At 59.0% G+C, this 26757-nt stretch carries 25 protein-coding genes and 1 pseudogene; 19 read left to right on the top strand and 7 right to left on the bottom strand.

What is annotated here, in order from left to right; translation table 11 throughout:
• Nucleotides 1-33: 33 nt before the first annotated feature.
• The 13 genes from P0D84_RS38165 to P0D84_RS38105 all read left to right on the top strand — a co-directional run bounded on the left by P0D84_RS38165 (nucleotide 34) and on the right by P0D84_RS38105 (nucleotide 9872).
• On the top strand, nucleotides 34-1413 hold the full coding sequence (locus P0D84_RS38165; RefSeq protein WP_408346662.1) for a metallophosphoesterase family protein: 1380 nt from the start codon (nucleotides 34-36) through the stop codon (nucleotides 1411-1413).
• 268 nt (nucleotides 1414-1681) lie between these two features.
• A complete protein-coding gene (locus P0D84_RS38160) occupies nucleotides 1682-2167 on the top strand; it encodes a hypothetical protein (RefSeq protein WP_408346659.1) in 486 nt (161 codons plus the stop codon).
• Nucleotides 2155-4476 (top strand): sbcc family protein, encoded by a 2322-nt coding sequence (locus tag P0D84_RS38155; RefSeq protein ID WP_408346656.1) that lies wholly within the window; start codon nucleotides 2155-2157, stop codon nucleotides 4474-4476. The genes P0D84_RS38160 and P0D84_RS38155 overlap by 13 nt, the downstream gene beginning before the upstream one ends.
• Nucleotides 4477-4543: 67 nt before the next feature.
• Nucleotides 4544-4960, top strand: coding sequence for a hypothetical protein (locus tag P0D84_RS38150; RefSeq protein WP_408346581.1), 417 nt, complete (start codon nucleotides 4544-4546; stop codon nucleotides 4958-4960).
• Nucleotides 4961-5045: 85 nt separating this feature from the next.
• Complete coding sequence (locus P0D84_RS38145; RefSeq protein ID WP_408346653.1) at nucleotides 5046-5561, top strand: hypothetical protein; 516 nt, start codon at nucleotides 5046-5048, stop codon at nucleotides 5559-5561.
• A gap of 814 nt (nucleotides 5562-6375) precedes the next feature.
• Nucleotides 6376-6594, top strand: coding sequence for a ribbon-helix-helix protein, CopG family (locus P0D84_RS38140; protein WP_408346650.1), 219 nt, complete (start codon nucleotides 6376-6378; stop codon nucleotides 6592-6594).
• On the top strand, nucleotides 6588-6953 hold the full coding sequence (locus P0D84_RS38135; protein ID WP_408346647.1) for a type II toxin-antitoxin system VapC family toxin: 366 nt from the start codon (nucleotides 6588-6590) through the stop codon (nucleotides 6951-6953). The genes P0D84_RS38140 and P0D84_RS38135 overlap by 7 nt, the downstream gene beginning before the upstream one ends.
• A 102-nt stretch (nucleotides 6954-7055) precedes the next feature.
• Complete coding sequence (locus tag P0D84_RS38130; protein WP_408346644.1) at nucleotides 7056-7238, top strand: hypothetical protein; 183 nt, start codon at nucleotides 7056-7058, stop codon at nucleotides 7236-7238.
• 391 nt (nucleotides 7239-7629) lie between these two features.
• Entirely contained in the window at nucleotides 7630-7902 is a 273-nt protein-coding gene (locus P0D84_RS38125; protein WP_408346641.1) for a hypothetical protein, read from the top strand.
• A 15-nt stretch (nucleotides 7903-7917) separates the two neighbouring features.
• Entirely contained in the window at nucleotides 7918-8622 is a 705-nt protein-coding gene (locus tag P0D84_RS38120; protein ID WP_408346638.1) for a hypothetical protein, read from the top strand.
• 172 nt (nucleotides 8623-8794) lie between these two features.
• Nucleotides 8795-9238 (top strand): hypothetical protein, encoded by a 444-nt coding sequence (locus tag P0D84_RS38115; protein ID WP_408346635.1) that lies wholly within the window; start codon nucleotides 8795-8797, stop codon nucleotides 9236-9238.
• An 18-nt stretch (nucleotides 9239-9256) separates the two neighbouring features.
• Nucleotides 9257-9508, top strand: a complete 252-nt coding sequence (locus P0D84_RS38110) for a hypothetical protein (RefSeq protein ID WP_408346632.1) — start codon at nucleotides 9257-9259, stop codon at nucleotides 9506-9508.
• 40 nt (nucleotides 9509-9548) lie between these two features.
• The gene (locus tag P0D84_RS38105) at nucleotides 9549-9872 is read left to right on the top strand and encodes a hypothetical protein (protein ID WP_408346629.1); all 324 of its coding nucleotides are present in this window, start codon (nucleotides 9549-9551) and stop codon (nucleotides 9870-9872) included.
• Nucleotides 9873-10589: 717 nt separating this feature from the next.
• On the opposite strand, the gene P0D84_RS38100 is transcribed toward P0D84_RS38105, so the two are convergent.
• The 3 genes and pseudogenes from P0D84_RS38100 to P0D84_RS38090 all read right to left on the bottom strand — a co-directional run bounded on the left by P0D84_RS38100 (nucleotide 10590) and on the right by P0D84_RS38090 (nucleotide 14730).
• Nucleotides 10590-11960 carry an FAD-binding oxidoreductase gene (locus P0D84_RS38100; protein ID WP_408346626.1) on the bottom strand — a complete coding sequence of 457 codons (1371 nt, stop codon included), beginning with the start codon at nucleotides 11958-11960 and terminating at the stop codon, nucleotides 10590-10592.
• 834 nt (nucleotides 11961-12794) lie between these two features.
• Nucleotides 12795-13844, bottom strand: coding sequence for a Vgb family protein (locus P0D84_RS38095; RefSeq protein WP_408346623.1), 1050 nt, complete (start codon nucleotides 13842-13844; stop codon nucleotides 12795-12797).
• A 154-nt stretch (nucleotides 13845-13998) separates the two neighbouring features.
• A pseudogene (locus tag P0D84_RS38090) lies at nucleotides 13999-14730 on the bottom strand (IS6 family transposase).
• A gap of 37 nt (nucleotides 14731-14767) precedes the next feature.
• Here P0D84_RS38090 and P0D84_RS38085 point away from each other — a divergent pair.
• Nucleotides 14768-16279, top strand: coding sequence for an IS66 family transposase (locus tag P0D84_RS38085; RefSeq protein ID WP_408346620.1), 1512 nt, complete (start codon nucleotides 14768-14770; stop codon nucleotides 16277-16279).
• Between the two features lie 26 nt (nucleotides 16280-16305).
• On the opposite strand, the gene P0D84_RS38080 is transcribed toward P0D84_RS38085, so the two are convergent.
• The 3 genes from P0D84_RS38080 to P0D84_RS38070 form a co-directional block, all read right to left on the bottom strand.
• Nucleotides 16306-16674, bottom strand: coding sequence for a calcium-binding protein (locus P0D84_RS38080; RefSeq protein ID WP_408346617.1), 369 nt, complete (start codon nucleotides 16672-16674; stop codon nucleotides 16306-16308).
• Nucleotides 16675-17464: 790 nt separating this feature from the next.
• Nucleotides 17465-18805, bottom strand: coding sequence for an alkaline phosphatase family protein (locus P0D84_RS38075; protein ID WP_408346614.1), 1341 nt, complete (start codon nucleotides 18803-18805; stop codon nucleotides 17465-17467).
• A gap of 26 nt (nucleotides 18806-18831) precedes the next feature.
• The gene (locus P0D84_RS38070) at nucleotides 18832-19326 is read right to left on the bottom strand and encodes a YciE/YciF ferroxidase family protein (protein WP_408346611.1); all 495 of its coding nucleotides are present in this window, start codon (nucleotides 19324-19326) and stop codon (nucleotides 18832-18834) included.
• 356 nt (nucleotides 19327-19682) lie between these two features.
• On the opposite strand from P0D84_RS38070, the gene P0D84_RS38065 reads away from it, so the two are divergent.
• The 3 genes from P0D84_RS38065 to P0D84_RS38055 all read left to right on the top strand — a co-directional run bounded on the left by P0D84_RS38065 (nucleotide 19683) and on the right by P0D84_RS38055 (nucleotide 22607).
• Entirely contained in the window at nucleotides 19683-20402 is a 720-nt protein-coding gene (locus P0D84_RS38065; protein ID WP_408346608.1) for a YrzE family protein, read from the top strand.
• 1003 nt (nucleotides 20403-21405) lie between these two features.
• Nucleotides 21406-22002: a ParB-like protein gene (locus P0D84_RS38060; protein WP_408349660.1), complete on the top strand. Its 597-nt coding sequence runs from the start codon at nucleotides 21406-21408 to the stop codon at nucleotides 22000-22002.
• Nucleotides 22003-22112: 110 nt separating this feature from the next.
• Nucleotides 22113-22607 carry a DUF421 domain-containing protein gene (locus P0D84_RS38055; RefSeq protein WP_408346605.1) on the top strand — a complete coding sequence of 165 codons (495 nt, stop codon included), beginning with the start codon at nucleotides 22113-22115 and terminating at the stop codon, nucleotides 22605-22607.
• Nucleotides 22608-22635: 28 nt separating this feature from the next.
• Here the strand turns inward: P0D84_RS38055 and P0D84_RS38050 are convergent, their stop codons facing one another.
• Entirely contained in the window at nucleotides 22636-23781 is a 1146-nt protein-coding gene (locus P0D84_RS38050) for an ISAs1 family transposase (protein ID WP_408331415.1), read from the bottom strand.
• Between the two features lie 849 nt (nucleotides 23782-24630).
• On the opposite strand from P0D84_RS38050, the gene P0D84_RS38045 reads away from it, so the two are divergent.
• Nucleotides 24631-25089 (top strand): hypothetical protein, encoded by a 459-nt coding sequence (locus P0D84_RS38045; protein WP_408346603.1) that lies wholly within the window; start codon nucleotides 24631-24633, stop codon nucleotides 25087-25089.
• Complete coding sequence (locus tag P0D84_RS38040) at nucleotides 25010-26338, top strand: hybrid sensor histidine kinase/response regulator (protein ID WP_408346600.1); 1329 nt, start codon at nucleotides 25010-25012, stop codon at nucleotides 26336-26338. The genes P0D84_RS38045 and P0D84_RS38040 overlap by 80 nt, the downstream gene beginning before the upstream one ends.
• Nucleotides 26339-26757: the final 419 nt, after the last annotated feature.

Genomic DNA, 26757 nt, shown 5'->3' with positions numbered 1-26757 from the left:
TCCGGCGGCCTTTTTTCGTTCACAGGAGGCGACGTGAAAGTCGCTCATTTTTCTGACCTGCATTACTCACCGGAAAACCTTGATGAGGCCGACCGATGCTTTTCCTTCGCAGTCGATGACGCATTGAATCGCTGTATGGACTTCGCGGTCATTTCTGGCGATTCAACTGATCATCGTCTCGATGCTCACGCGCCATCGCTGAACCGTCTGGCGAAGAATATCCACCGCCTCACGTTGAGCATGCCGGTTCTGATGCTTCAGGGCACGTTTTCGCACGAGCCTCCCGGCACGCTGCGCAACTTCGCTCTGATGGGGACGAACCATCCGGTTTTCATCGCGGAGCGTGTGCAGCAAGTCAGTCTGTTCGAGGGACAGTTCTTCGAATCGGCTGGACCTGTTTTCAACGAAGAAGAGCTCGCCAGCGTGCTGAAACTGGGTGCCGACGTCGTGTTCACCTGTCTGCCCACGGTCAACAAGGGGCAACTGGCGGGCGCAGTCGGCGCGAAGGATGCCGCGACCGGGCTGGAAGCCGTGCTGGGCGATTATCTGACGGCAGTCGGGCGGATCAACCAGCAGCTTCGTGCAGCAGGTATCCGCACAGTCGGTGTTTCGCACGGCACGGTCAACGGATGCACGACCGAACACGGCGTAACGATGGCTGGCTTCGATCACGAGTTCTCGCTCGGTGCGTTGTTTGAGGCCGAGTGCGATGCGTTCATGCTCGGGCACATTCACAAGTGCCAGCAGTGGGAGCGCGGCGGGCGTGTTGTTGCCTACCCCGGATCGATCGGACGGTTTCACTACGGCGAAGAAGGCGATAAGGGCTATCTGATCTGGGACGTTGAGACTGGTGGTGCGAGAGCGCAGCTTGTTCCGACACCATCGCGCCAGACGATCTGTATTGACTTCGACGGGCCGCCTGATATGGAAAAGCTCGCGGCGATCGCCGCTGATGCGAACGACAAGTTTGTTCGTGTTCGTTGGCAGGTTGACGAAGAGCATCGCCAGTCAGTCGATCGGGACGCGATTGCCGTGCTGTTCGCGCAGTCGGCCGGGTTGAAGGTCGAGGCGCGAATTCTTCCGGTGGTGCGTTCGCGTTCGCAGGGCATCAGCCTCGAAGCAACCGTCGACCGAAGGATAGAACGGTGGTGCGAGCATGCGAACGTCGAGTCCGCTCCGCTTGTCGAGCGGTTTCAACTGCTCGATACGGGTGACGCGCAAGCGATCGCGGCGGGAGTCCTCGCCCGCCTCGATTCGCTATCGCTTGCGGTGCCGGAGCAACCGGATACCGGGACCACGCCGGTTAAGTCGTCGGGTGACGATTTCACGCTGCCTGAGTTTCCGGATGCAACGGTTGAAGTTGCTCCGGTCGCTCAGAAATCGTGGCTCGATGACGATCTGTTCGCAGCGTAGTTCGCTGCCGTAGCGCAGGAGAGGCCAGTACGGCTCTCCTGCGCCGGGACACAGCCGTGTTCCGATAGCTATCGCAGCTATCCGAAACAGAGGTTTCACCGCGTCACTGACGCATCGACGTAGTTGTAGCAACACCTTTCTTAGCAGTTCATTTCCTTTACCCTGGCGGGGAGCGATCCCTACCGGGCGCACTCCGTCCAATTTATTCCGGAGTGCAATCATGTTTGGTCTTTATCCCGCCGGATCCGACTGGGTCCGCACTTTCGCCATGGACGATCAGCCCATGCGCGATATTCAAAAGTCGCTTGTCGATCATGCCGGTTTCGCCCCGGCAATTCTTCATCAACCCTTCGGGGAGTATCGCGGGGCAGTCATGGCGCAGTCTGGCCAGATCCTCGTGCTGTCCGCAACGACACCGGGGACGGCTCAACTCGCCGTGACGCCCACTGTCGAGATGCAGCACCTTCTCTGGTCATACCGCGAGGGATATGCGACGCAGTGGTCCGCGTTGGAAATTCGAAGCCTGACGGGTTACGCCGGTTGGGACGAGCTTCTGACGCGCGCACGACGTGAATTCACCCGCGCGTGTGAGAGTGTCGCTGCGGCCATCGCCGGAGCGCTTCAGCCGCCGGTGGTTACGACGGCCAGAACCGATCCGACGAATGAGCCGTTTCCCAACGAAGATGACGATGCGTTCTATTCGCGCATGGCGGCCATGTCGGACATTCAGGAGGTGCCCTCATGCGTCCTCTGAAACTGACACTGGAAGGCTTCTACGGGGTTCGCGACGGCATGAAGCGCGAGAGCATCACCCTCGATCTTGAAGCGCTGCCGGGAGGCCTTATCGCTCTTGTCGGTCCTAACGGCGCCGGCAAGACCACGATCATGGATAACCTCCATCCGTATCCGATCATGCCGTCGCATGCGTCGACGCTGTCGGTCGATGCCTTTTCGTACTGGGATCACATTTGTGGCACCAGCGCGCTGAAGGAACTGGAATGGGAGCACGACGGTATCCGATACCGTTCGTCGTTCGCGTTCCGCAAGCCCGGCAAGACTGGAAAGGCGGAGTACTACCTTGCCTATCGTGGCGCGGACGGCACATGGCGACCGGTTTCATTGCCAGATGGGACCGTGTCTGATGGAAAGGCGGCGACGTACAACCGCTGCGTCGAGGCTATCAACGGCTCGCTCGAAACGTTTTTTACAAGTGTCTTTTCCGCGCAGAACCGGCGGCCGCTCGCTTCGTATGGAGCGGGCGAGATCAAGACACTGCTCGCGGAGATGCTCGGCATTGAACACCTGAAAGCGTTGTCGGCGAAAGCTGGTGACGTCGCAAAGATGCTCGGTCGTGCGCTCGATTCCATCCAGGCGGAACTGACCGCACTCGTCGGCAAGCGCCAGCGTAAGGCAGAGGTCGAGCGATCGGTACTTGCTCAGGGTGACGCCTTGCGCAGCGCCCGCTCGCAGCGTGATTCGACACTCGAGGAGGCTTCGCGGCTAACTCTGGAACGAGCGACGTTTGCGGCAAAGCAAAGCGAGTCGGCCACGGTCGAGGCGCGGTTGCGAGAGCTTTCAGTGCGACGTGACGAGTTGGCCAGAGCGCTAAAGACGGCTGTGGATGACGACCAGGCAGCATCGGTTAGAACCCAGCAGCGTGTAACCGCCCTGAGTCGCACGGTTGCCGCGCATCAGGCGACGCTCGCCCGGAAGGAAGCAATTATTGGCGCCGCGTCGAAACGCGATGAGGCGCAGTTGCTGATCACGCGCGAGGAGGCACGACTTGAGCCTTTGCAGCGGGTTATTGCTGAACTTGAAGCAAAGCAGGGGACGCTTGCTACGCTGCAAACGACGCTCTCCGGGTTGATGACGGAGGGGCAGACCAAGGCCGCTCATTTCGATACGCTGACGCAGCAGGCGGCGGTTGTCGATCAGGTGCCGTGCGTCGGTCATTCCATGCATGCGCAATGTCCGTTGCTTTCGCAGGCGCTGGTGGCTAAGACGCAAGCAGAGGTTCAGCGCGTTTCCGTTGCCGATCTTTGCGCAAAGTACCGCGAGAAGAAAGCGCAGGCAGACGCACTCGCACCGGTTGTTGCTGAACTGGCTGCGAAGCGCAATGACCTGAAGGCGCTGAACGGGCTGATCAGCACGGCACGTCAGACCTTGCAGACAGCGACGGAACTCGCGGCGAGCAAACTGCTTCTCGATGCTGCTGTTGCTGGACTTGAGGCCGCGCAAGCGGAACTCGGCACGGTGACGGAAGAAGGAACGGCGCGCACCGCAAAGTTCGAGTCTGAAAAGACCCGGATGAACGCGGAAATCGCCAGGATTCAGGAAGAGTCGAAGCAACTCGCAGCCGTCGACGTGACGGGCGCTATTGCGGAGACTGACCGGAAGCTGGCTGCCAATCGCGAGGCTGTTGCGGCACTGGATGGACGGATCGAAGCATTGATCCGGTCTCAGACTGTTCTGCAGGCCGAAGCCGACGCACTGGGCGTCGATCTGGACAGGTTCTCGGCTACGCAACAGCGTGCTGATCGTCTGTCGGGGGAGATTGCGTACTGGAAGCTGCTCGCCAAGGGTCTCGGTAACGACGGTGTCGTTGCCCTGACGATTGACGACGCAGGGGCCGCCCTGGCCAATACCGTGAATGAGCTGCTCCTGGCTTGCTACGGGATGCGGTTCACGGTCGAGATCCGCACGCAGCGCGCGCTCGCTACCGGCGAAATGCGCGAGGGTTTCGAAATCCTCGTACACGACGCCGAAGCCGACAGCACTAAGTCTGTAACCGTGATGTCTGGCGGGCAGAAAGTCTGGATCAACGAGTGTCTGACGCGTGGCATCGCGTTGTACCTCGCGCAAAACTCCGGTCAGCCATATCAGACCCTGTTCAGCGACGAATCCGATGGTCCGCTCGACCCGCAGCGCAAGCTGCAGTTCATGCGGATGAAGCGGGAGGTGCTGCGGCAGGGCGGGTATGAGCGGGAGTTTTTTATCTCGCAAACGCCTGACCTTGTGAATGAGGCTGATGCAGTCATCGATGTCGAGGCGTTGGCCGCCTGACATCAATTTTCTTAACCCTGTGGGGAATAACCGATAGGGGCGTTCCCTCGTTTTTTGGAGGAACGCCATGAAATCGAAGCAAAACATGTATGCACGCACCGAAACCGTCACGGTCTCGGTACGTCCTGCAACGCCGCGTTTGGGTAACACCTATACGTACGTCCTGAACGGCACGCTCATGCGTGACGTTCTGGTCGACGGAAAGTGGATCACCCTCCACGCAGGCAATCCCCTTGAATCGCGCGCCGCGCAAGCGGCCACTTTCCTTTCCGTTGAGCAACCCATGCAAAACCTTTTGATGCTGCTGATGGCAGCAGGTAGTTCGTCACTCTGCGCGTGTACGACGCAACCTCAGGCAAATGTGGCGCGTCCGCGGCCCGTGATCGTCGTCCAGAAACCGAGAGGGGAGCCGGGCGATTTCACAATCTGTGCTGACGGCCGGGTACTTGTCTACCCGGCAAGTCATCCGAAGTCGTGTTCCTGATTGTTTGACTTGCCATCCCCTTGAAAGCCCCGCCTCCCGTCGTTCGGGAGTCGGGGCATTTCCACGTAAAACCACGGAGGTTTCTATGAAAAAGCAGATTGCGGGTGTGGCTTTGATTGGCGCACTGGTCGCCGCCGGCGCCATGTTGTGGGAGCAGCCTTCGTTCGGCGCCGCGCCGGACGTTCAGGCGGCGTTTTCGCCTGATGGTGACGGCAACCCGCAAGGGTGTTACATGGCAGTGCACGCCTGCTTTCCGGGATCAGTGAAGGGGTACGCGCCGTGGTACGGTCGTGTTGCGGGACGCAAGCGAACTGCAGGAGCTTGTATGAGACGGAAACGCCGCCAACGCGATCGCGCTCTCATGCTGGCCGGAGCGTGTGCGGATGTGGTCGGCCTACTGGTCGGTCAAGCGAAGACGGCCGCTCGAAAGCACGGTTGCAGTTTCGCTGATGACAGCGGCATCGATGCCGTACTTGAAGCTGCCGAGGCGCTTGGTATCGGGCCGTCGGACACGGACATCGAGTCAGCGGCAAATCGTCTGTTGGGCCGCAAACGAATCGATGAGCAAGACCCAACATGGCATTGCTGGCACCTCTATTAGGAGTATTAGGGCGAGGAGCCTTAACAAGTCTTTGCAATTTTTTATTCACCCTTGACCAAGCCCACGAGTTTTCGGACCGTGGACTTTCATCTTTTCGCGCTTGAACTGTTCTGCCGTCGTGACAGCTTCCGTTGAATACGACGCGCCCGATGTTGCAAGGGCGTTAGCCGCAAACTGGCAATCAGTATTCAGAAAGAGGGTAGTTTTTTAGAGGCGGTTTCAAGAGTGAAGCGCAAAAGTGACTAATCTCAGCAAATCCACCGCGCCACAGGCGCATCGACTGGCCCGCTACAGCGGGCTTTTCTATTTTTGTCCCTACGGGAGCTTTCTCCCTGTGGGAAGGCTCCCAGTTCTACTGGAGCCTTAGTGAAGAGCATTCATCACAGCGTGCAGCGCTACCGTTCCCGTTCATGGGAACATGTCCGCGCAGCATCCACCAGCGTCCCCGCAGATTTTGCGCGTTACCGTCTGCTCGATCGTCCGTTTCATGTGATTTCTCCTGGGTGCAGGTTGTCTGCTGCATCGTTCGCGCCACGACCGGGGGCGCCGTCATGGCCGGGTTGCAGGCGGCGCAGTGGCTCCAGCCTGACCCGCCCCTATTTTGAGTCTTTCGGTCCGATCGGGATGTTTTCCGAGGAAAGCTCACTTCATGCGGCAGGCAGGGTGTTTTTTACGACGTTGGCCGCAAACTTCCTCGTAACGGGCGCTGAAGCAGGGGCTTTACGAGGCCAAGAACTCGATTTCCCATGCCGATATTACTTGCGAAGCCGTGACGAATGATATACGATGTATATATCATGCAACGGAGGCTGTAATGAGTCGAATCTTGGTTGACCTGCCCGATGCGCAGGTCGAGGAACTGGCGGCACTGGTGGAGGCGGAGCAACGTTCCCGCGCCGCTGTGATTCGTGATGCGATCGATACCTATATCGCACAGCACAAGCGAGCGCTTGGGGCCGACGTTTTCGGCCTGTGGAAGAGCAAGAAAATCGATGGCCTTGAATACCAGCAGGAACTGCGCTCGGAATGGTAAAGGCCCTTTTCGACACAAACATTCTGATCGACTATCTCGGTGGGGTCGGCGCGGCGAAGAAAGAACTGGCGCGCTACGAATATCGATCGATCAGCACGATTACGTGGATGGAAGTTCTTGTTGGCACAACGGCAGACGATGAGGCGGCGGTTCGAGCATGGCTCGGCTCATTTGACGTGATCGCGCTGGACAGTTCGATTGCCAATCGAGCGGTCGAGATTCGCAAGCAGAAGCGAATTCGCCTGCCTGACGCGATTGTTTGGGCCTCGGCACAGGTAAATTCCCTGTTGCTAGTTTCGCGCAACACGAAGGACTTTCCTGCGGATGAGCCCGGCGTGCGCGTACCCTACAAAATCTAAAGGAAAAGCAGCGCCTTCGTTCGACGGGACTAGCCCCTTGCCAAGCGACGAAAACGAACTACGCTTTGTGAAGCGTAATTGCGCTTACGAACGGAGGTCGCCGTGACTGATTTCGAGCTTGCGTTGTTGAGACTGAAAGTAGCCGAAGCGTTGATGGAGTCGGAAGAGCTGCGGCAGTCTGCGATTATCCGAAGCCCGGTCGCCAAAGCGCATCATGGACGACTGGATGCTGTACTTGAAGACGCCAAAGCGCTGCTAGCCCGACTGACGAGCGGCGACGCATAAGACGGAAAGGTGTCATCGAGCTTGCAAGCCATCACGTTAGACGTTCAAAAGACAAGAGCAGAACAAATGAGAAAAGCCTACTCCACGGCAATTGTCCTGGCTTTAGCTGCTTGCTCAAGCACCGGTGTTGTCCCAATGGACGGGGATACGTACATGGTGTCCAAGAGAAGCGCACAGGTGGGATTTGGTCCGGCGGACGGCGCGAAAGCTGACCTATACCGTGAGGCGAATGACTTCTGCGCGAAGCAAAACGAGAAGGTCGAGACCGTGTCACTGCAAATGACCGACTCCGGGTTCGCACAACCCGCCAGCGCCTCGCTCCAGTTTCGGTGCAAGTAACTTAGGTAGGAAAAGCCGTCCGCGCCGGCGCAAAGTAAAACTGGAGAAGTTGATGAAGAAAGGGTTCTTGCTGGTCGCTCTAGCAGCCATTTCAGCGGTGGCAGTTGCGGCAGAAACGCCGTTGATGTGCCCAACTGGTCAGCAGAAAGTCTTGGTTGTTTATCAGTACTCGGCCCGGCAGCAATCCTGGGGATTTGGCAACGCATGTTCATGCTCTGGCGACGTTGACACCGAAGCCGGGATCGATGCATTTCTGAAGATGGTGAGCCGAAAACACGATGGATTAAAGGCGCTGATCGTAAATATCGTGCCAATGCGCGGATGATTAGGAAAAGCGGATATGTCGAGTTTTCTTCCTAGCCTATTAGGCGCTGTAGCCGGTGATACCGCTTCGGCTGCCCATTTTGTCACGGCGAATGTAACTGGATGGGTGGCATCGGAGTTCCTTGATCGAGTAATGAAGAGGCGGCGAGAAAGCGCGCAGGCCATCGTGCTCGCTGAACTGCGGTCTGGGGCTGCGCCCCTTCGCGAATCCGATCTTGAGGACTCGGCCGCCGTGCTCTCCCGCTATCTTCGTGCTGCCGAGGAGGGTGCTGCTCGACTGAATCTTCGCCTCCTCGCTGCAGTCTTTGCCGGACAGGTCCGTGAACGGGCGATTGCCGCGGATGATTTCCTCTATTACGCGGACATGCTTGCGTCGCTCTGGCGGCATGAGATCATCCTGCTTGGCACATTGCTCCGGACGTCAGCTGCTCATCCTTCCAGACCGGAAGATGATTTCTCAGTGAAGATGGCTGCCAACCTCGCGGCGCGGAGTCAACTACTTCCAGGCGTCTTTTCCGACGGCGAGCATTTCAACGCGGTTGCCAATTCTCTGCAACGTACAGGCCTTCCATTGGCGGCTCCGATCGGCGCGAACTTCGCTGGCGTGGGCGTTCAGTATAAGCCGACCGTGTTGCTTGAGCGACTCAATGCACTCGCGGAGATTGAGGGGGTGATCGAGCGAGACGGGGAGCCCGAGCACCGAGATTCCGCCAGCGAGTAAGAAAAAGCCGTTCTCGCGTGCGAGAAAATCAAGGAGGTAGGCAAACTTGTTCACGAAAGCTATCGCATTGCTTATCCGAAGGTTACGGCGCTCGAAGAAGTAGTGTCGTGGAAGTACCGATCGTGGAACCGGATGCCTGCCCCTGAATGAAATCAGAAAAAGGATGCTTGCGATGAGACTGCCTTTGCATCGGTTGGTAACGGTATTGCTGCTTTTTCTGATTGCGCATCCTGCCACCGCTCTTCCGCAGCAAGACGGCCCCGATACAGTGTACCGGTCAGAATATTTTGAGTTACACAGCAAGGTGCGGTCCCTTATGCATCGAGCATTCAACGCAACGACGGACGAACAGAGAATGCCGATCGCCGAGCAACAGCTTCTGCTGACGCGCCGTGTCCACGCGCTTGGCGAAGAAGTTGATAGGGCCAATCTAGAGGGACTCAAACGTGGCGAGCCGCCCAATAAACCCTTGTTGCTGATCTCCCAAGGGTGTTACATGATGGATGCCACGCTGAGCGCCGCGGAGAATTACATGGACGCCGGAGACAGCATTTTCGTGATTGTCGCAAAGGAATCTGACGGACTGGCAGACAAATTGTCCAGTGCGATTCAATAGGCTGGAAGAGGAGATCACATGGGTAACGTTAGCTTGCCTGGCTCGATCGACATCGGGCTCCAGGTGCGAGCCGCCCTGCCGGCGTCGTTCGGTTCCGCCGAAATCTCGGGCCACAATCATCCTGCTGGCGTCGTGGGTCATGTCGTCCACTCGCAGCAGTGGGCCGACGTGAAGGACTATCTGGACCGCAATGCCGTACCGTACGCGTGGCACTTCATGCACGGTGACGATACATCGCTTCACCCGTGCAACGGCGCGTACTGGTGCTAGTAGTAAGGAAAAGCCGGTGCAGCCGGCGCAAGGAGAAGCGATGGAACACGAAGCGCTCTACGGTGCAATCCAGAATGCGTTTGACCTACTCGCCGCGCATGACGGCAGGAACGAAGACAAACAGCGCGCTCTCGTTGCTGGGCTGATCGAGCGATGCGAGATTGCCGCGATGAACACAGATGCCGACCTTGGACCGTGGGAGCGCAGAGAATTCGGTTTGGCTCGTGCGGCGCACGCAGCTGGCTGGCTTCGCTTGTCCTTGACTGCGGCGCATAAGGCGTTGCAGGTAAGCGAGTTGCCGAGGGATCAATACGAATACGGCTGGACCTACAGCCAGCATCAGATTGAAAAGTCTGCTGATTGACCGGGAAAGCACGTCCATGACATCCATCACACTCGAACTACCGACAGAGGAAGCGCAAAGCATGCCGCTTAGCCAGCTTCTTCCTCAACCGAGCGGCCCCATTCCCGGGACGAGACTATTTTCACGGTGAATCTGACAAGCGCTCAGTGGTCTGCTGTCTCGCACGTCCTGGCTGCGGATCGGATCCCATACAAGATTCTTCGAACGGGCCGCCCTCATTGGGAGGCTCACAACGGCGCGCACTGGTGAACGGGAAAAGACGATGACCAATCTACAACAACAGATCTTGATTGTTGTCTCCGCGAATGGCCGTTTTCAGGAAAACTGACGGTCCGTTCAGGGTCGCGTGCGGCCGATCGCAGCTCGCGGGGACTTCGGTCGCATATGCCTATAGCAGAGGCGGCACCCGGCCAAGAACGGGCGTCGAGGTACCAGCTTAGGATCGCTCCGAAGCGGACTTTCGCGAACTGTTTCGCGTAGCTTGCACGCACCTGTGAGGTCCAGGGACCTCGTGCGCGAGGAACGCGAACCCCCGGGAGTTCGGTTAGACCTGATTTCATTCACGCGTCGCGCTGATCAGTTTCGGCGCGACGTGGACACTCTTCAAGCTGCGCGCGACACAAGCAAGTCAGCCAGCAACGACGACGGCAATGTCGGCAGCGCGTTCGCGCTGAACACCACCACGCGGCGCGGGCGCACGAGGCCGTGCGCGTAGATTCACGCTTTCGGACTAATGTTCTGGTTGACTCGCAACAGGTTGTTGGGATCGTACTTTGCCTTGATCGAGGCAAGGCGCTTGTAGTTGTCGCCGTAGCTTAGTTCGACGCGGTTCTCGGCCTCGTCGGCGTCCATGAAGTTGACGTAGGCGCCCTCCAGATTGAACGGGTGGATGGCCCCCCAGTAGGCACGGCCCCATGTCTTAAGCGCCTCCGCGTCCTTGGGATCGGGGCTGATCGCGGCAATTACCATCGAAAAGGACGCGTCCCGCGCGCTCCACGGCGTGGCATCCTTAGCGACGCGCCGAACGGCGCCGTCTATGGGGTAAAGGTGCATCAGGCAGAAGGGGGTCGGTGCCTTGAGCGCGTTGGCGATGTGCACGTCGATCGCCTCGTCCGGTAGCGCCTTGACAAAGTCGCCCTTCCAGTACCACTGCAAGCCCTTAGGGAAGAACGGGTCGAACAGACTGTTGATGGCAGTCCACGGCATCTCGCCCATCCAGTTGAACAGTGGGGCAGGCAGTTTCTCGAGCAGCGAGGCCATGAGCTTCTGACCCTCTGCGATCGGCCCGTTGAAAGCACCGATCAGAGCGCAGGCGCGTTTGTTCCAGTGCTCCTTGGGGAAGGGATCGACTGGAGGCACAGTTTTGAGGCCGACAAACAGGCCAAGCTCTTCGGGGGCGTTCGGGATGAAGTCGCGATACATCGCCATAACCTGCCTGGCGTCCCTGGCGTCCCAGAAGATCGGACCAGCGAACACCATTTTGGCTTTGTGGGCCTGAAATAGAAAGCTCGTGACCACGCCGAAGTTACCGCCGCCACCGCGCACCGCCCAGAAGAGGTCAACGTGCTTGTCCTTGCTAGCGGTGACGAAAGAGCCGTCGGCCAGCACTATATCCACCTCGAGCAAATTGTCGACCGTGAGGCCGTGCTTACGCGTCAGATAGCCAGTTCCTCCGCCCAAGGTCAGACCTGCGACGCCCGTGCTGCCGACGATGCCGAGCGGTACGGCGAGGCCAAAGGCGTAGGTCGCGTGATCGAGATCCGCTGCAGTGCAGCCTGGATCGACACGCACGGTGCGGCTCGCTGGGTCGACGCGCACGCTGCGCATCTGCGACAGGTCGATGACCAGCCCGCCGTCGCAACTGCCCAAACCGGGGCCGTTGTGTCCGCCTCCGCGGATTGCGAGAAGCAGCTTGTTATCGCGTGCGTAGTTGACCGCCGCTATGACATCGGCGGCGTCGGTGCAGCGAGCGATCACCTTGGGCCGCTTATCGATCATGCCGTTGTACAGCGCTCGCGCCTCGTCGTAGTCCTTGTCTGACGGACCGATCAGCCTTCCGCGAAATCCCTGAATCGCAAACTCGTCCATGACACTGCCTCCTTGAAGAGTTTATCCATCGCGCGTACGCGCGACGACGATGCCATACCCAGAAGCCTCGTGCCGAACGTCGAGAACGACATCGGGCACGTGGGATCAATCGGCATTTATGCATCTATCTGGTAGCCGTTCGCGAGCCTTAGCCTCGTACCTCACTTGATGAAAAGCATAGTGCTCCGACGCAATTGCCGGAAGGAACTTCCGATTGACGACACTGACAGCAAGACGAGCGAGCAACCCGTCGAATGAAACCCGACCAATCGTCGGCCGCTCTTTGGCCCAAGAGAAAAAGGGGCGCGTCCAAGCGGAGACTGGACCGGCCAGACGGCTTTGAAGCGTCCGACGCAGCCTCAAGTGGGGCCGCTACCGGGAATTCCGCAAGTCCCTTCCGGGCCGGGTTCTGCCGACCGCGTCGGACAGCAGTCGGCCCATGAAGCGACTGTCGCATTACCCAAGTTGAACGGATGCTCCTTTGCTCTTACCGGCCGTTTGTGACTGGCGGGTCGAGCGCGACTCGGTCGGCGGGGTATCCGTCCTGCAAACTGCAACCTCTTCACCAGTTGTCCGTGCAATGCATCGCCAATCTGCTGCAAGATGTCCGGTAGCAATACCTGCGCATCCAGAGGGCCGATCACTGAATATCCCGAACCAGCCGCGCCGTCGACGACTATCACGACTGCGCATCGGGCCTGAGTCATATCGCGGACGGTGTTGCATGCGGCATCAAATAGCCCCGGTGATTCACCGCCAGGAACGACTTTTCGTCCAAAGTCGTCGCTCATAGTCTTTCCTATACAGTGGATGACGCTCGGGGACAGTGCGTCGTCAATTCCCGCGGGCATCTGCTGCGCGGGAGCGGTAGCGCAGCAGATGATCGGTGCCGGACTCGGACAGCCAGACTTCTCCTGGGCGGCCCATCATTTGCCGTACGTTCGAGTGCGGACGCGGCAGCGCAAACACATCGAACCGCGTAGTGCGCGAGTCGAAGCGCACTAGCGCGTTGGCGCTCCATTCACTGAGCCAGACGATGTCCTGGTCGTCTACGAATATCGCGTATGGATGGGGATCGTCGCCAGGCAGGCGCCATTCGCGCCATCGACGCGTCGCTGGATCGAATACGCCGACTTTTCCTGCGTTCCACTCGCTGACCCACACACGCCCCTTCGAATCGGACCATACACGGCGCGCACCCTGATCCGGCGTCGGCGGATCGATGACCTGCGTTGCGCCGCTTCCGGGATCGATGCGGCCGAGATAACTCCCCGCCAGGGACGCGAAATACAGGCTGCCGTCCGGCGTCACGCAGATGCCGTAGGGGCCGTGCCCGCGCGGCGCATCGAAGACGCGCATGCTGGCGCGCTTCGGATCGAGCTCGCCGTAGACGCCGCTTTGGCCGGTAAACCACGGATGCCCTTGCTTGTCGAAGACTGCGGTGTTCAGATTGGCGTCCGGACGGTCCTTCGGCAATGGAAAACGCGTGACGGCGAACGTCTTCGGATCGACGCGCACGATCGCGTTCTGGCCGCCGTCGGTGATCCATGCCGCGCGATCAGGACCGACGATCACGCCGTGGGGTGCCGACCCATCGCCAAGCGGAATCCTGTCGACCCTGCCGCTACGCGGGTCCAGCCGACCGACCGCGCCCTGCGCCTGCGCGGTGTACCACACGGCGCCGTCGGGTGCCGGGGCGACGTCATGGGGCGCACTACCGGTCGGGACGGCGAAGGTCTCGAACGACGGCGACTGTACCTGCGCCTGCACCGGACAGATGGTGAGCGCGGCGCTCGCCAGGCCCGACACAAAAGACGCGGTCAGCCGGAATTCGAGAATCTTGTTCACCGTTGCCATGACCCGATCTCTCGCGATTTCCAGCATGTTCGCCTCCATGTCACAGGATGAGTTTCAAAGGGCGCTGACTGCATTTTATTGTTGCATTTATCTGTAGTTGTCGCTGCGCCGACTCATTCACAGGGCTTTGTCAAGTTGGCGGCTGTAAACTACCTGTTTAACTGAAGCGTAGTTGTCTTTATTAAATAGTTTTCTGAGATGCGGAAGTGACAGCCCAACCATGCCATGTGGCGAGGCGTTCCTGGAGTACTGCGCGATGACATGCTGCGTTCATCTGATGTCTGGGCAGCGCGAAGTGCTGCCGGATCGGGCCAAAACATCAGAGAAACGCTTGCGTGCGACGCGCATCGCGAAAGCCGCACATCTGGCGTTCGCGCCTGCGGGTCGGCTGGTGGCTGTTCTCGGCACGGTTGTTCACACGTGCAGCCGCCTTGACGAAAACGTGCTTCACATGAGCGAGCTCAGGAATGTCAGCCTTCGCCGCCGGATAGCTGCGCAACTGGTCGGTCACGATCTTGCGCGGCACCGGGTTTGAACGCAGCACCTTTCGGAAGAAGCGCTTTGCCGCAGCCTTATCGCGCCGTTTTTGCACCAGCACATCGAGCTCCGCACCGTGCTCGTCGACCGCTCGCCACAACAGATACGGCTCGCCGCGCAGCGTCACGAACATCTCGTCCAGATGCCATATGCTGCCCGGCCTGGGCCGCGCCGCTTTGGCGCACCGGGCGAATGCAGCGCCGAACTTGTCGCACCAGCAACGGATCGTTTCGTAAGTGACCACGACACCACGCTCGAGCAACAACTCCTCGACGTCGCGCAGGCTAAGGCTGAACCGGAAATACCACCGAACCGCGCAGCTGATGACGACGGCAGGGAAGCGGTGACCGTGATAAAGCGATTTCGTTTTCTTCATCACTTCATTCTACCGCCGCCTCCCCATCAACCTGACAGTGCCGCAGGAGTTGCATCTGAAGGATGAAGTCGCCGTGCTCAAGGGTGAGAAGAAGCGCCCGAAGTTCAAACCGAGCCGCATGCATGAGGAGGCCGGCAAAGCGTGCGCGCCCGATCGGCAGCAGCAAACGAAGCCGGCCAGACGACGTGGTAAGCCCAGCAGGAGCAAGACCGCCCAACTGAAGATCGATTGCGAAGAGATCATCGAGCCGGCCGGGCGGATCCCGCGAGGCTCCCGATTCAAAGGGTATCGAGACTTCGTGGTGCAGGACCTGGTGATCGGCTCTCGTAACACGCGCTATCGGCTCGCACGCTGGCAAACACCAGACGGTCAGACCTTGCCCGGGCAGCTTCCCCGGGCAGTCGCCGGCAGCCACTTTGGCGCGATGCTGGTCAGCTATGTGCTGTACCAGCACCACCATTGCCACGTGACGCAGCCGCTGTTGTGCGAGCAACTGCGCGAATGGGGCATTGAGATCTCGTCCGGGCAGCTGAACGCGCTGCTGCAAGAGGGCAAGGAGCGCTTTCATGCGGAAAAAGACGGGCTGTTATCGACTGGCCTGGCGCTTTCAGCGTATGTGACGGTCGATGACACGGGCACGCGGCATCAAGGCAACAACGGCTACGTCACCCACATCGGTAACGAGCATTTCGCCTGGTTCAAAAGCACGTGCTCGAAAAACCGCATCAATTTCCTCGAGTTGCTCGGTGCGGGACATGGCTACCAGATCAACGAAGACGCACTCGCGTACATGAAAAAGCAAGGGCTCTCGCAGGTGTTCCTGCAGGCGCTGCGTGAGCATGACAGCGCGAGCTTTGCCGATCAGCGCGCTTGGCAACTCTACCTCGACAGTCTGGACATGGACGTTGCCCGCTACCGCAACATCGCCACCGAGGGCGCGTTGCTGGGCAGTCTGAAGCGGCGCGGCGTGGCCCAGGATCTCGCCATCATCAGCGATGACGCCGGACAGTTCAATGTTTTGATTCACGGCTTATGTTGGGTACACGCGGAGCGCCTGATTCACAAGCTGCTGCCGTTGAATGATCAACACCGTGAGGATATTGCACGTGTGCGCAGCGGGATCTGGTCGCTGTACGCGGACCTCAAGGACTACAAGCGGCATCCCACCCTCAAACGCAAGCGCGAACTGCAAGCGCGCTTTGACGCGGTCTTCACCCAGAAGACGCGCTACGCGACACTCAACCGTTTGCTCAGGCGGATTCACCTGAACAAGTCGGAGTTGCTGCTGGTGCTGGAGCGACCTGAGGTCCCACTGCACACGAATGGCAGTGAGCGCGATATTCGCGATCACGTGAAAAAGCAGAAGGTCAGTGGCGGCACGCGCAGCGAGCTCGGTCGGCAATGTCGCGACACCTTCTCCAGCCTGAAGAAGACCTGTCGTAAGCTGGGCATCTCATTCTGGGATTACCTAAACAATCGCGTTTCATACAGCGATCACATCCCACCACTGCCGCACTTGCTTGAACAACGCCTCGTTCGCTCTGCTTGAACGTACCCGTCAGCGCGCTTCGGAGGTCAAACCGCGTAGCCTTGATCATGCCAGTAGTGCCAGTCGGTAACTGCCACTCGTGTCGGCTCATCAGGTCTCACCGGGTCGAGTTGAGCCAAGGGCACCACCAGATCACGCTGGTTGCACCGAACCCACACGAAAATGCCGACCCGACACAGGTCTTCATGAGCAAGCCCGGTGACCAAAGCAGTTTCACCAGGCCGCAGCGGTGAAGCAGCCATGGCCTGGCGGATGCGAGCTTCGAATGGAAACGTGAGTTGCTCTTCGAGATAGCAGTACCACGCCATCGCCCGCTCTTCTTCGTTGTAGGCATCGACGACGATCTCCATTGTGATCCGATGTTCGCGCTCTCTGTTGATTCTGGGCTTGGCCATGATGGGAGAGACCAGAATAGGTCAGGTTATACGTCGACGATACGCCGCAGTAGCGCCATCGTATCGCTCCTGTCTCCGAATAGCGAAGATGCCGCCGTTCGCCCCAGGTTATTGAGAAGCTACAACTCATTGCTATAACTCATTGCTTGTAAACGGGTTTTGGCGCTCCGGCCCTGGCCACCATGTGGCCACTTCATTCCCTTCTCCTTGACTGTGCTCGCCGAAACAGCGGGCACAGCAAAATATAGGGAGGTCTGCATGGCGCACGGATAAACGTGAAATTACAAGAAAGTCATCAACGGCGCACTCACTCGACGCTGGACTCGCAGGAGAGGTTTAACCGGGGCGCCGGAAAGGAAGCGCCTCGTGACGGAAGCCTGAAGAACTTTTTGCTTCTATGCCTGAAACGCTCAGGCCTCATTTCATCTGGCTTCTCAGGAGGAGCTGGGAGACACAGCCGGGCACTCGGCGTGCACCGCGCGAGGAGCAATGGTTGCGCTGGCGTCCACGACACCAGTGTGTTGCATTTCGGCTCCGTCCCCGCACCGTCAAGGTTTTCCCCAACTTTGGTTGGCAACGCTGTGGATAACTGGCTGGCACGCAGCGTAACGATTGGATGGCAAAGCAAAAGACTCCACTGGCTGCAGTCGCAGCAGTGGGGAGTGCATACCGTTTGCGTATCTTGCGGTCGCGGCCACGCGCGGCACGTCTTCCGCGTGCGCCAGCAGGCGCCGCCCCAAGCCACCGCCAGCCGCAGAACTGCCCGACGACAGGCAATACAATCGGCGTCCTACCGATGCGCATAAAGCGGCAGGAAGGGGTCTTTAGCACGCGGCGTACCGGCGCTCGATGGACGCACATTTCCGGCGACCATAGGCGACGGACACTTCGGGATATCGGACCGAGCGACCGGCAAAGCCAGCATTTTCGAAAAATCGGCGGCAGCGCGCACGCGGGTAGTGAGATTCAGTAAGCCGTTCACCCCAAGCACGGTATCGACAGTTTTCAATATCGACGTATGGTCATATTGCGTATGGTCGATGGTTCCGGCCGCGACATAGGGGGAGATGACGACGGCCGGGACGCGCACACCCAGACGGTCAAAGGGAAAGTTGTGCGTCTTAAGCTTGGGGTTCTCGCTTGAGCCCGGAGGCACCGCTGGCGGAGGGCGTACGTGGTCGAAGAAGCCGCCGTGCTCGTCGAACACGATAACGAACATGCTGCTAGGCCACATGCTTGAGCCGCTGATGGCATCGTACAGCGTTTTAACCAGCGCCTCGCCTTTGCGCACGTCGCCGGCCGGATGCATCGAGTCGCCGTTCCGGAAATCGTTTTTCGCGTCGTATGTCGGTTCTATAAAGACAAACTTCGAACTCAGGGAGCCGTCGGCGAGCTGAGACAGGAGCGTGTCCATCCCGACAAATCGGTTTAGCTGGCCCTGCATGCCTGAAATAGCGCGCGTCTGGGCAACATCGCCTTGCACAATGAGCCAGTCGGTCTGGCCCAGCTTCGAAAATACGGTGCCGTTCGGAAAGTTGAATATCGGGGCATTCAGGAAAACGGCCTCGAGCACCTGAGCATCGCTAGGTGAGTGGTCAAGTCCAGAGGACGTTCCGGCGACTGCGAAAAAGCGGTTCGGCCAGGTGGGACCGGGAACCGACGCGAACCAGTTGTCACATACACCGAACTGCCTGGCGAGAAAGTTCAATACTGGCAACTGGTCGGGAGTGAACGTGCTGAAGGCGTCAGCCACGACGTCACCGTGGTCTTCGTACGTTGCGGCGAACCCGGTGGTCGACGGGTCCACGGCCAGGGGTGGGTAGCCTGTTGAGCCCAGGACAAGCGAATCGCTTCTAGCCATGTCCGCGCTTGCGAAAGGCAAGCCGCACAACTGGACGCAAGTGTCAGTAAATTCATGGCCCGGGTCAAAGCCGAGTGCGTAAGGCGAACCTTTGCCAAGTTGATAACGTGTACCTGTGCGGCCAAAGTTGACAACCGGTTGTATGGTTAATCCGTTGGCCGTCGTTGTACCGCCGCCTGGGAGGTTGCCAGCAAAAGCCGACAGGCCAAAGATGCTGTCGTACGAGCGATTCTCAAGCATAAGAACAAACACGTGCTTTATCGTTGCCATGGCTCTCTCCCTGGAACCGTTACTGGCTACTGGCCGAGCGCTTCTGCTGCCAATTTCTCCTCGGCAATCAGGGACAGCTTCTGGTCGGTGGCCTTCTCTTCTTCCAACGTGTCGGCCAGAAGTTTGACAGACTCTTTTTCGCCCAACTGTTTCGCCAGCGCAATCAGCGAGCCATATGCCGCAATTTCGTAGTGTTCCACTTTCTGCGCCGCTGCGATAAGCGCCGTGTCCAGCAGTGGGCCCTTTTCAATCTCGTCAATCTGCTCCTGGCCTTCCTCGTTGAGACCCTCCATGGCAACGCACTTGATGCGCTTGAGCTTGATGCCGGTAGCCTCGACGACACGGTCAATTCTCTCAATCTGACCTCGCGTTTCCTCCAGATGCATCTCGAATGCCGACCTGAGACCCGGATTGGTCGATGCGCGTGCCATCCTGGGCAGCGACTTCGTCATCTGCTTTTCGGCGCTGTAAATATCGGACAGCGAGTGGATGAACAAATCCTTCAGCGTCTTCGTAGCCATGGCTAACTCCTTCGAGTCGGTTTCGGAAACTCACCTAGCGGCGAGTGCGGTGTGACGGTCAGGGCCGCAAACCACATGCCCGTGTTTGCCGCCAAAAACGTCGCGCACTCCTTCGCCCAATCCGGCGCGAAACGTTACTCCCGGCAGGTCTGATGACGGAGTTGTAGCCGCGAGCTTCAGTAGGTTTGCAGCATCACTTCTGCTCCCTGTACGTTTGCGCGGAGCCGGACCTGTCGCCGTTTGTCCTGTCCGCGTCTCCCGGGAACGCCCGTTGCGCCACCATAGCGCGGGCAAAGCTTCGGAATTCCAGTTGCCGGGACCGCGCTTGAACAGCCTTCAACCTGGGAGACGCAATCATGCAAATTCTTGCTACTCAAACCGGCCTGCCTCGCGTGTCATGGGGTGCCATTTTCGCCGGCGTAATCCTGTCACTGATTGTTTATCTGGTCCTTAGCGTGCTTGGGACAGCCATCGGCGCAACACTCCTGTCTCCACTGTCGCAGCCTGACCCGATGCGCGCGTTCGGCTTTGGCTCAGGCGTGTGGATGATTGTCACAACGGTCATTGCGGTCTTCACCGGCTCGTATCTCGCTGGCCGATGTGCGCCCGTGCTCGGATGGTTGCATGGCCTGCTCGCGTGGGCAGTCATGACTCTTTTCGTCGTGTACGGCATGGCTTCCGTCCTCGGAGGTGCGGTCAGCGTTGCCGGCAACGTCGCCACGGCGGGCGCGACCGTGGGCGCCGCGCAGAGCCAGGGGCCCGGCGGCAACCCGGTGGTCGACTCGGTCAAACAACAGGTTCAGGGCATGGTCGCGTCCGCAGCCTCGGTGGCTTCGAGCCCGCAAGCTGAGCAGAACGCACGCCAGGCTGCGGACACCGCTGCCCGTGCGGTCGCTCGCGCGACGTGGTTTTCGTTTGCGGCGCTTGTCGTGGGCGCAATCATCGCTCTGGGGTCCGGCAGTCTCGGCTTTCGCCATCAACCCCTTTACGAGGAAGGAGGCGGCTCGGCGAGCGACGACGCGATACGCGCCGCACGCGGAAGTGGGGGTGAACGTGGTCACAGCCCTGCCCATTGACGCATGAGCGGGCTGGCGTTCGGTTTTGCGCGAGGAGCATGCTTCTGTTGAGCGTCGCCCGGTCGACCATCCGGTGCACCCGGCCGACCTGAAGGAGACTGCGTCGAAGTCCGCGGGACCAGCGAGCGGCCAGTCGTCTCGAAAACTGCGCGAGGGGTCCAGGAGGTCGTCGTGGGCAAGAAGCGACCAGGCGTACAGAAACCATCAACGACACGGTACGGGGCACGCAGGTCGAAGTTGAACGGGTCGAGTCAGCACGAATCCACCACGTCGGCGAAGCCTGTCTGAAACCAGGCCGTCGCGGCCCCGCCTGCCGTTAGGTGAGGCTGTCCTGTAGTCATGCGAACAGCCGGGCCGAAGTGCCGCGCTCGCCAGCGAGCGCAGCCGCTGATACCAAACAAGCCACGATTTTCAACGCTCTTTAGTCGCAGAGAGCTGCTAAATCTGGCTCAACCGGAAATGGCCTGCGAACACTTTTAACGGCTGAACGCGGCACCCGTATCCGCGCCCGTGTCCGTCCCCCGCGCGCAAACTTTGTGGGAACAGGCTGGTGGCCCGGAAGGACGGGACCTACATTTTAGGAACGGGCAGCTAGCGAAGCGGATGCAGAGTATCGCCCGCGAAATTTGGGCATAGAACCCCCCGTTCGCAGGTTGTTTAAGACGCTGCCGGTTTGTTCGCGTAGCGCTCGCTGAGCTTCTACCCGGCTTCCGAGACAGCCTTTACTGTAAGGCCGCGCGGCCGCGACGGATGCTAATCTAAAACAACGGGAGATGACAGTGCGTGTGTGCTCTTAGTGGATGACGATGCGAACCTTCTTCGGACACTCGAGACGCTGGTTTACGCCAATGGCTTCGCTTTCTGGACTCAGTGGCATCGCTTGCAGACATTCACCAGTCGCCCGGATGACGGCAGAGGCACGCTGGGTCGCCAACGCCCACTCGAGCGACGATAAGTCCTGCGACCTGTGATGGACAGACAGTCCGATTTGTTTGGAGGGGACATGAAGTCAGTATCTATCAACGAACTGCGTCCGACCCAATTGACGCATGGTCTGCGCGAGATACGCCAAAAGACCCAGTTCTACCAATCGCTTTCCCGCCATGACCTTGAGATGGCAATTGCGGAAAAGCCTGTCCCTCTCGTACTTGGTCTGGACGGTTCGCCTTTTGCGATTGACCATCATCATGTCGCAACCGCTTTGTGGCGCGCAGGGATAAAAACGATGCCTGCCGTGCTGGTAGCTGATTTCTCATCGCTCTCGTATCAGGAATTCTGGTTGTCGATGGAAGGCCGCCGCTGGGCCTATCCGTACGATGCCGGAGGTCAGCGCAAGAGCTTTTCTGAAATGCCCGACCATATCTGGGAGTTGGCTGACGATGAATATCGCAGTCTTGCCGCATCGGTCCGTGACGCCGGCGGGTATGAAAAAACCACCGTGCCGCTGGAAGAATTTCGCTGGGCGGACCTGTTTCGCTCCTATCTGCCGTACCCAGGAACCGACGACGAATTCGCGTCGGTTCAACGGCAGGCGCTCAAGCTGGCAAAGAGCAAGGCCGCTGCGGGATTGCCAGGTCACGTTGGTAAGGCGATGCCGTAGGCGACCGAATATCGCAAATTGTCATTCGGCGGAAAAGAGCAAACCGTGCTTTGCCCAGCAACTCAAAAAAGTCCGCGGCCGGGTTCAGGAGTCGAGAACAGGAGTTAGACATGCAGGCGCTCATTGCAATCTTCGGTGAGGGAAAGGACCTCTCTTCCTTGCAAATGGGAATGCGAGCAGCAGCGACGTTTTTCGCCGCGCTGGTTTTCATTCGGATATCTGGACGACGGTCCTTTGGCCAGCGGTCACCGTTCGATTACGTCGTTGCCATCCTGCTAGGGGCGACATTGAGCCGCGCAATAGTCGGAGCTTCGCCGGCAGTTCCAACCCTGGTCGCCTCGCTGGTTATCGTCCTCGTGCATCGTGCGCTGGCGTGGGCATGTGTTCGGTCTCGAGCGCTTGAATCCTTCGTAGGAGGAGTTGAGCGACAGCTATACCAGGACGGGAATTTCGATGAACGGCAAATGTTAGCCGCGCTTGTCTCGCGAACCGACGTCCTGGAGACAGTTCGCCAGGAATTGGGTACTGACGCATTGGATAGGGTGAAGGGCGCAATTCTTGAGCGCAACGGTGAGATAAGCATTATTCGCAAGCACGATGTGTGAAGCAGGTAACCTGCCCAGGGCCGGAGCATCAAATTCTGGGAAGTCGCGTGAGCTGGAGTAACTCGAATAAGTAGTCGGGATTCCAGCCGGCGACCTTGCGACGTGCGGCCACGCTGCGCTTTTTCTTACCGGATTCGGGCCGCATGCGCAGCAAATTCAAAGTGATGCGGCGCAAGGTGGCGAAATTGGCCGTCGCATTGCGCAAGCGCACGGTGCTGGCGTCCTCGCGGAAGGTCACGTCAAGGCAATGATGCAAACCATTCTCGATGGCCCAGTGCATGCGGCTCGCCTCAAGTAGGTATTTGGCGTCGGGTGCTGCGGAGCTGATCAGGTACTGCGTCTGCGAGCTGACCTGGCCCGCGATCTCGCGTGTCCGCTCAATGCGCACCAGGCTCTTAAGCCTGGGCCAGCGGTCCAGTTCGCTGAGATAGTCCGGCGCTGCCACTGCGACACAGTGACGGGTTTCAAGGCGACCATGCCCTTTATCCAGCGTCTCAAAGATCGATGGATTCATGTGCGCCCAATCGTGGGCTTTGCCGATTCGCATATAGTCTTCAACGGCCTGAGCCAGACCGGGCTGGTTATCCTTCGCAACCAGCAGATAGTCGCCACCACGCTCAGTGATCTTCTGGGCGATGGCCACCTGAGTGCCGATGGCGTCTATGGTTACCAGGCTGCCCTTGAGCGACAGGACGGGCAGCAGAGCTTCAATGGCAGTGATCTCGTTTGACTTCTCCTCGCAGCGCTGCTGCGCCAGCACCAGCCCACTTAGACTCGCGTAGGCCGTCACGCTATGCAAGGCACGCACACCCCTGGCGTGCGTGCCCGAACCACGCACACTCTTGCCGTCGATTGCGATGACCGAATGAAGATCCGGACACACCTCGCCTACCCAATTCAGCAGGCACGCATCCAGTTGCTTCGGATCGAGCACCTCGAAGATCCGTCGGATGGTGTCGTGCCCCGGGATGCCATGGGGCAATTCGAGGTATTGCCGAAGCCTCGCTTCGTTGGCAAGCCCCCATTCTTCCATCTCGTCCCACCCTTGTGCGCCGGCCAGCACAGAGAACAGCGCAATCGACAGAACGTCGATCAACTTGTGCCACGTTCGTCCAACGACGCGGGGATCTTCTATTGCCGACAGCAGACTGATCAGATGTTTTCCCGGGCTCATTTGCGCTACTCTGAAAAACCAGAAGTAAACGCTTTTTCCGCCAAGCTTACAACTCGTTGCTGTAACTCATTGCTTGTAAACGGGTTTTGGCGCTCCGGCCCTGGTAACCTGCCCCGCAGCGAGGTTGCCGGGCCCCGCGTGGAATCTGATTGCGTTCAACTTCCTCGGCACCCATTCAGCAGAGCGCCTATGGCGGACCAAATGTCTATTTCGCCCTAGGGGCCTCAAGGTCTGCGTCTCCGGCTCCTGAAGCCTGGCCGCAGGGATATCAAGGCCACTGGCACCGCGCTCGCCGGTGAACGTATCCGTTCCCGCCGGCACGCGGTGACGGCCGCAAATACAGGACTGGAAGGAACAGCGCGCAGCTTATATCAATGGTGCAAGGTGACCTGTCACCTGAACTGCGATAGCCGAAACAAACTGGGCTGCCAGAGTTATCAGACGATGTCTGCGGTCGACCTTCCGAACCGTCGCTAATACTGGGCACTTCTTCGTGTGCAGCAACAGCGACGCGCGTCCCGACGCGTGACCGCTGTCGTATCGACACGCCCGCGAATGCCATTCCACGCAGTGCATCGTTAGTCAAAATCGGGCATCGAAGACGCTTGTCCGTCTTGAGGAGCGGCCCTCCGAAGTACGGCACACTTATGCTTCCCGCGGAAGCCTAGAATGATGGTGGCCAGGTTTCAGACACAAGTATCATGGCAAAATGCTGGACGAATTACTTCGCTACTCACGCAAAAATTCGTCCTTCGGGTGGGTCAATTCCTGTCGGATTGACTGCGAATTCCGGAACTGCTGCTGTGGCCCCTTGTTTTCGCCCAAATTTTGGAAGCTAGCCCAGACGTCATGGAAAGCAATCGCGCGCCGGCCAGTAACGACGAACTCGCTAATCGGACAGCGAGGCAGCCTGATTACGCCTTGGAAAACCGCGCGCTTGTTCGGCTTGCAAAAGCGCAGACGGGGCCGAAGGCCAACCTGCTGCAGGAAATTGCGGAGGCCGCGCTCACGGTTTGCAACGCCGGCAGCGCGGGGATTAGCCTCGTCGAGACTGTTGGCGAAAGCCGGCATTTCCGATGGCTGGCGGTCGCAGGACTCTGCGCAGACCTGCGCGGAAAGACCACAGCATGGGACGAATGCCCTTGCGGAGTGACGTTGCAAGCAGGTGCGCCCCAGCTGTTCATCCAGCCGCAAGACCGTTTTCCCAGCCTTCAGTTTCCTGGCGTTAATGTCGTCGAAGGTATCGTTGTCCCCATACCAGGCGGAGACTCAGTTGGGCGCGATATGGGTGATGTCCCATGTGCATGAGCGCCGATTCGACCGCGAAGACGTCCGGCTGCTTTCAACCCTGGCGGTGTTTGCCGGGGCAGCGTTAACCCTCGTTGACGAGCGCGATAGCGGAATTGAGAGTGACCGGCGGCATAGCGAATTCATTGCAATGCTTGGACACGAACTGCGAAATCCAATGGCGCCCATCGACAGCGCTATCGGCGCCGCCAAGCGGTTGTGTGCTGACAATGAGACGGCCGTTGAGGTGCTGACCGTAGCCCAACGACAGGTGAGACACCTGCGCACGCTTGTCGATGACCTGCTTGACGCAGCGCGACTGAAGCACGGCAAACTTGCCATCAAACATAGTGACACGTCCCTCAACGAAATTACGTTTGACGCCGTTACCACCGTCAAACATCACTTCAAATCCCGCCGACATACGTTGAAGCTTAATGGGCTCGATGCTCCAATTCCTGTTCGCGCGGACCACGTCCGTCTGAGCCAGGTCATAGGCAACGTCCTCTCGAACGCGGCTAAGTACACGCCGGTCGGAGGGACGATAGAAATGACCGTCGACGTTGACGCGGGTGAGGGCAGCTCTCTCCCGTACGGACAGGTCATCATCAAAGTCAAAGACAACGGGATTGGCATCGACAGTGCCGTGCAGCCACACGTCTTTGAGCTGTTTGCGCAGTCGGCCCGGGCTCACGCCAGAGCCGAAGGCGGACTTGGGATTGGCCTCGCTGTCGCTAAGCGTATGGTTGAACTTCATGAAGGGACCATATCACTTCAGAGTGAAGGAGCAGGCACAGGCACCGTTGTAACGCTGCGTTTGCCAATCCTCCGTACGGCATCGGTGCCTGCCCAACCTGAACAGACTACTGAGACTTTGGCACTCGGTCCGGTACGCCTTCTTCTGGTTGATGACAATCAGGACGCTTTGCTTTCGCTAGGGATATTGTTGGAGCTCGAAGGGCACATTGTGACCACTGTGAACAATGGACGTGACGCGATTCGACTGATGGCCGAGATGCGGCCGGAGGTGGCAATTGTCGATGTCGGAATGCCGGACGTCGACGGCTTCGATGTTGCGCGCGCCGTTCGCTCTGACCGGAACCTGCATAACATCACGTTAGTCGCATTGACTGGCTACGCCGCGGAGTCTGACAAATCACGAGCGCTAGCTGCAGGCTTCGACTACCACTTGACCAAGCCGCTCTCGCTTGAAAAGCTGCAATACATCCTGATAAATCGAATTGACGGCAAGCTGGGTGGGTTGGTTTGACAGCGACTGAAACCGCTAGGAGGTGAACGTGCGGAGCATTGAGTGAGAATGCCGTCCGGACTGCTGCCCTAAGCGGCATCGGGATATCAATGCCGAAGATACCGGATGCCACTGCGCCACTGCACGGTCAGAACACACTGGGCGAAGCGTCTCACGCAAAGGTCGCGATAGCAGCAGTCCCACCGTGGACTCGAACGCTTTAAGGTCTACCGCTTTGAGGAAGAACGCAGGCGTATGCGACGCCCGGACTCCTGCAACGACAACGGGAACGGCTACAGCGGTTGCTCGACCGTCTCGCCAGCGCTCCCGAAGATTCGAGGCGTCGGATGCAGACCGCCTGAGACTGCTCCCTCCACCTGGCGGGCATCTGATGGGCGCAGGCGTGGAACGGCTGACTTGCGTCGCACAAGCAGATGGCG

Origin of the sequence: Paraburkholderia sp. RL17-337-BIB-A (genome assembly GCF_046025895.1) — a bacterium.
GTDB classification, from domain to species: domain Bacteria; phylum Pseudomonadota; class Gammaproteobacteria; order Burkholderiales; family Burkholderiaceae; genus Paraburkholderia; species Paraburkholderia fungorum_C.
The sequence above is the reverse complement of the archived record's forward strand: the minus strand, read 5'-3'. Positions and strand labels throughout refer to the sequence as shown.

Coding starts and splice junctions, on each gene's coding strand:
- P0D84_RS38160 (WP_408346659.1), top strand. CDS start 1,682: ATGGACGATCAGCCCATGCGCGATATTCAAAAGTCGCTTGTCGATCAT.
- P0D84_RS38155 (WP_408346656.1), top strand. CDS start 2,155: ATGCGTCCTCTGAAACTGACACTGGAAGGCTTCTACGGGGTTCGCGAC.
- P0D84_RS38150 (WP_408346581.1), top strand. CDS start 4,544: ATGAAATCGAAGCAAAACATGTATGCACGCACCGAAACCGTCACGGTC.
- P0D84_RS38145 (WP_408346653.1), top strand. CDS start 5,046: ATGAAAAAGCAGATTGCGGGTGTGGCTTTGATTGGCGCACTGGTCGCC.
- P0D84_RS38140 (WP_408346650.1), top strand. CDS start 6,376: ATGAGTCGAATCTTGGTTGACCTGCCCGATGCGCAGGTCGAGGAACTG.
- P0D84_RS38135 (WP_408346647.1), top strand. CDS start 6,588: ATGGTAAAGGCCCTTTTCGACACAAACATTCTGATCGACTATCTCGGT.
- P0D84_RS38125 (WP_408346641.1), top strand. CDS start 7,630: ATGAAGAAAGGGTTCTTGCTGGTCGCTCTAGCAGCCATTTCAGCGGTG.
- P0D84_RS38120 (WP_408346638.1), top strand. CDS start 7,918: ATGTCGAGTTTTCTTCCTAGCCTATTAGGCGCTGTAGCCGGTGATACC.
- P0D84_RS38115 (WP_408346635.1), top strand. CDS start 8,795: ATGAGACTGCCTTTGCATCGGTTGGTAACGGTATTGCTGCTTTTTCTG.
- P0D84_RS38110 (WP_408346632.1), top strand. CDS start 9,257: ATGGGTAACGTTAGCTTGCCTGGCTCGATCGACATCGGGCTCCAGGTG.
- P0D84_RS38105 (WP_408346629.1), top strand. CDS start 9,549: ATGGAACACGAAGCGCTCTACGGTGCAATCCAGAATGCGTTTGACCTA.
- P0D84_RS38100 (WP_408346626.1), bottom strand. CDS start 11,960: ATGGACGAGTTTGCGATTCAGGGATTTCGCGGAAGGCTGATCGGTCCG.
- P0D84_RS38095 (WP_408346623.1), bottom strand. CDS start 13,844: ATGCTGGAAATCGCGAGAGATCGGGTCATGGCAACGGTGAACAAGATT.
- P0D84_RS38080 (WP_408346617.1), bottom strand. CDS start 16,674: ATGGCCAAGCCCAGAATCAACAGAGAGCGCGAACATCGGATCACAATG.
- P0D84_RS38075 (WP_408346614.1), bottom strand. CDS start 18,805: ATGGCAACGATAAAGCACGTGTTTGTTCTTATGCTTGAGAATCGCTCG.
- P0D84_RS38070 (WP_408346611.1), bottom strand. CDS start 19,326: ATGGCTACGAAGACGCTGAAGGATTTGTTCATCCACTCGCTGTCCGAT.
- P0D84_RS38065 (WP_408346608.1), top strand. CDS start 19,683: ATGCAAATTCTTGCTACTCAAACCGGCCTGCCTCGCGTGTCATGGGGT.
- P0D84_RS38060 (WP_408349660.1), top strand. CDS start 21,406: ATGAAGTCAGTATCTATCAACGAACTGCGTCCGACCCAATTGACGCAT.
- P0D84_RS38055 (WP_408346605.1), top strand. CDS start 22,113: ATGCAGGCGCTCATTGCAATCTTCGGTGAGGGAAAGGACCTCTCTTCC.
- P0D84_RS38050 (WP_408331415.1), bottom strand. CDS start 23,781: ATGAGCCCGGGAAAACATCTGATCAGTCTGCTGTCGGCAATAGAAGAT.
- P0D84_RS38045 (WP_408346603.1), top strand. CDS start 24,631: ATGGAAAGCAATCGCGCGCCGGCCAGTAACGACGAACTCGCTAATCGG.
- P0D84_RS38040 (WP_408346600.1), top strand. CDS start 25,010: ATGTCGTCGAAGGTATCGTTGTCCCCATACCAGGCGGAGACTCAGTTG.